General features: G+C 58.1%; 6 protein-coding genes. 4 read left to right on the top strand and 2 right to left on the bottom strand.

All coding sequences use genetic code 11. From position 1 onward, the window contains the following. Both A3754_RS08495 and secB read left to right on the top strand, forming a co-directional pair. The coding region (locus tag A3754_RS08495) for a glutaredoxin domain-containing protein (protein WP_063519316.1) at window positions 1-193 on the top strand (193 nt) is incomplete at its 5' end. A gap of 12 nt (window positions 194-205) precedes the next feature. Further along, window positions 206-679 (top strand): protein-export chaperone SecB, encoded by a 474-nt coding sequence (secB, locus tag A3754_RS08490; protein WP_063519315.1) that lies wholly within the window; start codon window positions 206-208, stop codon window positions 677-679. Between the two features lie 151 nt (window positions 680-830). On the opposite strand, the gene trmL is transcribed toward secB, so the two are convergent. Further along, complete coding sequence (trmL, locus tag A3754_RS08485; protein ID WP_063519314.1) at window positions 831-1,301, bottom strand: tRNA (uridine(34)/cytosine(34)/5-carboxymethylaminomethyluridine(34)-2'-O)-methyltransferase TrmL; 471 nt, start codon at window positions 1,299-1,301, stop codon at window positions 831-833. Window positions 1,302-1,639: 338 nt separating this feature from the next. On the opposite strand from trmL, the gene A3754_RS08480 reads away from it, so the two are divergent. Continuing rightward, complete coding sequence (locus A3754_RS08480) at window positions 1,640-1,975, top strand: DUF4377 domain-containing protein (protein ID WP_197468575.1); 336 nt, start codon at window positions 1,640-1,642, stop codon at window positions 1,973-1,975. Window positions 1,976-1,988: 13 nt separating this feature from the next. After that, complete coding sequence (locus tag A3754_RS08475) at window positions 1,989-2,324, top strand: DUF2007 domain-containing protein (protein WP_082872493.1); 336 nt, start codon at window positions 1,989-1,991, stop codon at window positions 2,322-2,324. A 408-nt stretch (window positions 2,325-2,732) separates the two neighbouring features. On the opposite strand, the gene typA is transcribed toward A3754_RS08475, so the two are convergent. After that, entirely contained in the window at window positions 2,733-4,541 is a 1,809-nt protein-coding gene (gene typA / locus A3754_RS08470) for a translational GTPase TypA (protein WP_063519312.1), read from the bottom strand. Window positions 4,542-4,928: the final 387 nt, after the last annotated feature.

Genomic DNA, 4,928 nt, shown 5'->3' with positions numbered 1-4,928 from the left:
CAGCAAGAATGTGGCGTTCGAGGATACCGATGTGGACCGCGAACCCCAGCAGCGTGCAGTCATGATGCAGCGCGGCGGCGCCCGGACGGTGCCGCAGATTTTTATTAATGATCACGCCATCGGTGGCTGTGATGAACTTTTTGCTCTGGAGCGGGCGGGGGAGCTCGATGCTCTGCTCGGAGCAGGCCAGTAACAGGAGAAGAACATGGCTGATGAACAGCAACAGGTTTTCCAACTGCAGCGTATTTACCTGAAAGACACCTCCTTTGAGTGCCCGGGTGCACCGGACGTGTTCCTGCAGGAGTGGAAACCCAAGGTGAACGTGCAGCTGAACAACAGCGCCCGTCGCGTTGGTGAAGGCGATGAGTTCGAAGTGGAAATCACCGTGACGGTGACCGCCAAGGACGAAGCCGAGGAAAAGACCTTTTACCTGGTGGAAGTGAAGCAGGCCGGTATCTTTACCGTGAAAGGCATCGAAGGCGAAGAGCGGGCGCAATTGCTCGGCGCGTATTGTCCGAACCTGCTGTTCCCGTATGTGCGTGAAGTGGTGTCGGACCTGGTGGCCAAGGGGTCATTCCCGCAGATGGTGCTGCAGCCGATCAACTTCGATGCGCTGTATCAGCAGCAGCGCCAGCAGCAACAGGAAAATGCTGCGGCAGCGGGCGAGACCGTTCAATAAGAGTTGATAGTGGAAAGTGGACAGTTGACCGCGTCGCGTACGAGGTCGGTTGTCATCTGAAACGCAAGAGGCCGCGCCCATGCTTTGGGTGCGGCCTCTTGCGTTTCAGGTTAAAACAATTTTGTTTCGCGCAGCTGTCAACTATCAATTGTCAATTATCAACTGCCCCTGTGTAGCCCAGTTGGCGCCATGCCTCGTAGAGCGTCACGGCGACGGCATTGCTGAGATTGAGGCTGCGGCTATCCGCTACCATGGGCAGACGCAATCTCTGTGCTGGCGGCAGACTTTCCAGAATGGGGTCCGGCAGGCCCCGGGTTTCCGGCCCGAATAACAGCACGTCTCCGTCCTGAAAACAGGCGTCGCTATGGGGGCGACTTCCCTTGGTGGTCATGGCAAACAAGCGCTGTCCGGCGACGTCTTGTTGAAACGCGGCAAAATCCTGATGCACCTTTAACGCGGCAAACTCGTTATAGTCGAGGCCGGCACGGCGCAGTTTCTTTTCTTCCAGCGAAAAGCCCAGCGGCTCGATCAGATGCAGTTGTGCGCCGGTATTTGCGACCAGGCGGATAATGTTGCCGGTATTGGGCGGAATTTCCGGTTCGAACAGGGCGATATGCAGCATGTTGGATTTTGCCTTGGCGGGATGGTCGTGGTACTGATCAAAACTAAGGAACCTCTGAAAAACTCCTTGCATGCTCAGCGTGGCCTGAAGCGTGCAGCTGTTGCGTCTTGTCTCGATGGTCAGGGTGGCTCCCTTTCCGAGAGGCAAGGCGCAGCAGATGTGCGCTTCAGGCCACGCCCTTCGGGTCATTCAGGCTGGCCCGCACTCGTTGTTGCGCTTTTTCGATGGATGGGCATACACCTTCAAAAGCGCGCCTAGATTGCGAACCAGCCTGAAAGACTGAGTACGCAAGGAGTTTTTCAGAGGTTCCCTAATGCACCAAGAATAACAGGACATGGATGATGATGTGGAAACGCGGGATGTTGGCGTTGTTGTTTTTATTGGCGGCTTGCGGTGAGCCGACGCCGCAGGACAAGCCTGGGCAGCTGCTTTATGTGGCCCCCTACGGCACGGCGTGTATCGGTGTTGGAGCCATGGAGTGCCTGCGAGTGAAGGAAGAGGGCGACGCCAACTGGCAGCTGTTCTATAACCACATAGAAGGCTTTGCCTATGAAGAGGGGTTTCAGTACACCTTGCGTGTAAAGGTCGAAGAGGTGGCGTCGCCGCCTGCGGATGGCAGCAGCCTGCGTTATACGCTGTTGGAAGTGGTGGAAAAAAAACCGGTAAATCCGTAGTGGAGATGAGCTGGTGAAATGTGTGTTTCAGGCACGGCACATGATTGAAGCCCATATGCTGGCCAACCTGCTGGATCAGGTGGGCATCATGGCCCAGGTGCAGGGTGATATGTTGCAGGGCGGTATGGGGGAGCTGCCGGCGGCGGGCCTGGCGACAGTGTGGGTGGCTGCCAACGATGAGGCGCGGGCCCGGGAGGTGATTGCTGAATTCGAGGCCAGTCAGCCTGCCGATCAGGAGGAGGGTGGGTCCACTGCCGGGGTGGCACCGTTGGCCGGGCAGGGATTTATGGCGGGTTTGATAGTGGGGCTGGTGATCGGTGCGGTGCTGGTGTTGATGTTATTGCGTTGACGGTGCACCGGACACAAAAAAGATGTATCGCGGAGTGGAGTGATCAGCAGGCTTCAGGACTTGTCTCATTACCTTGGGCTGGTAACCGCTGGACGCCGGATGCCCGACGACTGATGCTTGCATTCAAACGCTGAAAACCTTGGCCGCCATGCTTTCTGCGCAAAAAGCATTGCCAGGTTATTCCCAGAATGATGGCCCTCAAAGAAGATGCCGCAATATCGAAAGCCTCTCCGGCTATAAGTGTTTACGTCAGGCATCCGGCGTTGAGCGTTTGGCAAAGCCGGATATTCGCGATAAGCCCATCCGCGGGCGAGAAGCGGGTTATCCACTCTAATGCGCGGCGAGCCACAAAAAACGCCACGTTTTTAGGCGTGGCGCTTGATGCGTACAGCGTGGAGCCTCTCTTAATTACCGCCCGGCGCGCTTGCGCTCGGTTTCGGTGAGCAACTTCTTGCGAATACGCAGGGAGTTGGGGGTCACTTCCACCAGCTCGTCGTCTTCGATGAAGTCCAGCGCCTGTTCCAGGCTGAAGCGGATTGGCGGGGTGAGAACGATGTTCTCATCAGTGCCGGAGGCGCGCATGTTGGTCAGCTGCTTGCCCTTGGTGGGGTTGACCACCAGGTCGTTGCCGCGGCTGTGGATGCCGATGATCTGGCCTTCGTACACATCCACGTTCGGGTCGATCAGCATGCGGCCACGTTCCTGCAGGTTGAACAGGGCGAAGCCCAACACCTTGCCTTTCACCATGGACACCAGCACGCCATTGATGCGCTTGGCCATGTCGCCGGGCTTGAACTCGCCGTAGTGGCTGAAGGTGCTGTTGAGAATGCCGGTGCCTGAAGTCAGGGTCAGGAACTGGCTGCGGAAGCCGATCAGACCACGGCTGGGCACCAGGAATTCCAGGCGCACCCGGCCCTTGCCGTCTGGCTCCATGTTGGTCATCTCCGCCTTGCGAAGACCCAGCTGTTCCATGATGGAACCCTGATGCTGCTCTTCCACATCGGCAATCACGGTTTCATAGGGTTCCTGCTTGACGCCGTCTTCTTCACGGATGATCACCTGCGGGCGGCCTACGGCCAGCTCGAAGCCTTCGCGACGCATGTTTTCGATCAGTACCGACAGGTGCAGTTCGCCACGGCCGGAGACGCGGAACTGGTCGGCACTGCCGGTTTCTTCCACGCGCAGGGCCACGTTGTGCTTGAGCTCCGCTTCCAGACGCTCACGGATCTGGCGGCTGGTGACAAATTTTCCGTCCTGGCCGGCGAACGGCGAGGTGTTGACGTGGAAGAACATGCTGACGGTGGGCTCGTCCACGCTCAGCGGGGTCAGCGCTTCCACATTGGCCGGATCACACAGGGTGTCGGAAATGTTCAGCGGATCCAGGCCGGTGATGCAGACGATTTCGCCAGCGGAGGCGTGAGTGGCATCCACGCGCTCCAGGCCGTGGTAGCCCATGATGGTGAGAATCTTGCCGTTACGGACATTGCCGTCAGCACCGATCACTTTCACCGGGCTGTTGGCCTTGATCTGGCCACGCTTGACCCGGCCGATGCCGATGATGCCCAGGTAGCTGTTGTAGTCCAGAGAAGAGATCTGCATCTGGAAGGGGCCTTCTGCATCCACATCCGGGTAGTCCACCTTGTCGACGATGGCCTGCAGCAGCGGAGTCATGTCGTCAGCCAGATTGTCGGCTTCCAGGCCGGCGATGCCGTTCAGGGCGGAGGCATAGATCACCGGGAAGTCCAGCTGTTCGTCGGTGGCGCCCAGGTTGTCGAACAGGTCGAAAACCTGATCCATCACCCAGTCCGGGCGGGCACCGGGGCGGTCGATCTTGTTGATGACCACGATCGGCTTGAGGCCGGCGGCGAACGCTTTCTGGGTCACGAAGCGGGTTTGCGGCATGGGGCCGTCCACTGCGTCTACCAGCAGCAGCACGGAATCCACCATGGACATGACCCGCTCTACTTCCCCGCCAAAGTCGGCGTGGCCAGGGGTGTCCACGATGTTGATGCGATAGTCGTTCCACTGGATGGCGGTGTTCTTGGACAGAATGGTAATGCCCCGCTCTTTCTCCAGGTCGTTGGAGTCCATGACCCGTTCGATGTCGCCGGCGCGATCTCCCAGGGTGCCAGACTGTTGCAGCAGCTTGTCCACCAGGGTGGTCTTGCCGTGGTCAACGTGGGCGATGATGGCGATATTGCGCAGACGTTCAATCACTAGTGTTGCTCCAAATATGGTGGGCGAAACCGTGCCAGCGGTTTCGCAGGGGCGCGCATTATAGCAGCGTAGCGTGTGGGTGATAGCCCGCCGGTCAGCCTTTATCGTAAGATTGGCAATTGTGAACAACTTCAAAATTTCACGGTTGAGCCTGCGATAGGCCCGATGATCGCCTAGAATGGCGCAACCATTTTCCGGGGGGCGGGTCAGAGGCTGAGCCGGTGGCTCCGTGATCGGGCTGTAATGCTTTTACAATCAGGTTGTTATGATGCGTACACTCCTTGCTTCGCTGTTGGTCTTGTCGCCCTTTGCGGTGATGGCTGATCTGTCTTCCGGCAAGATGATCTATGGCTTGCACGAAAACGTGCATATCAAGGAGTTGGGCAT

Source organism: Alcanivorax sp. HI0083 (assembly GCF_001635175.1).
Note: the sequence above shows the minus strand (reverse complement) of the source record. Positions and strands in the feature narration are given on the sequence as shown.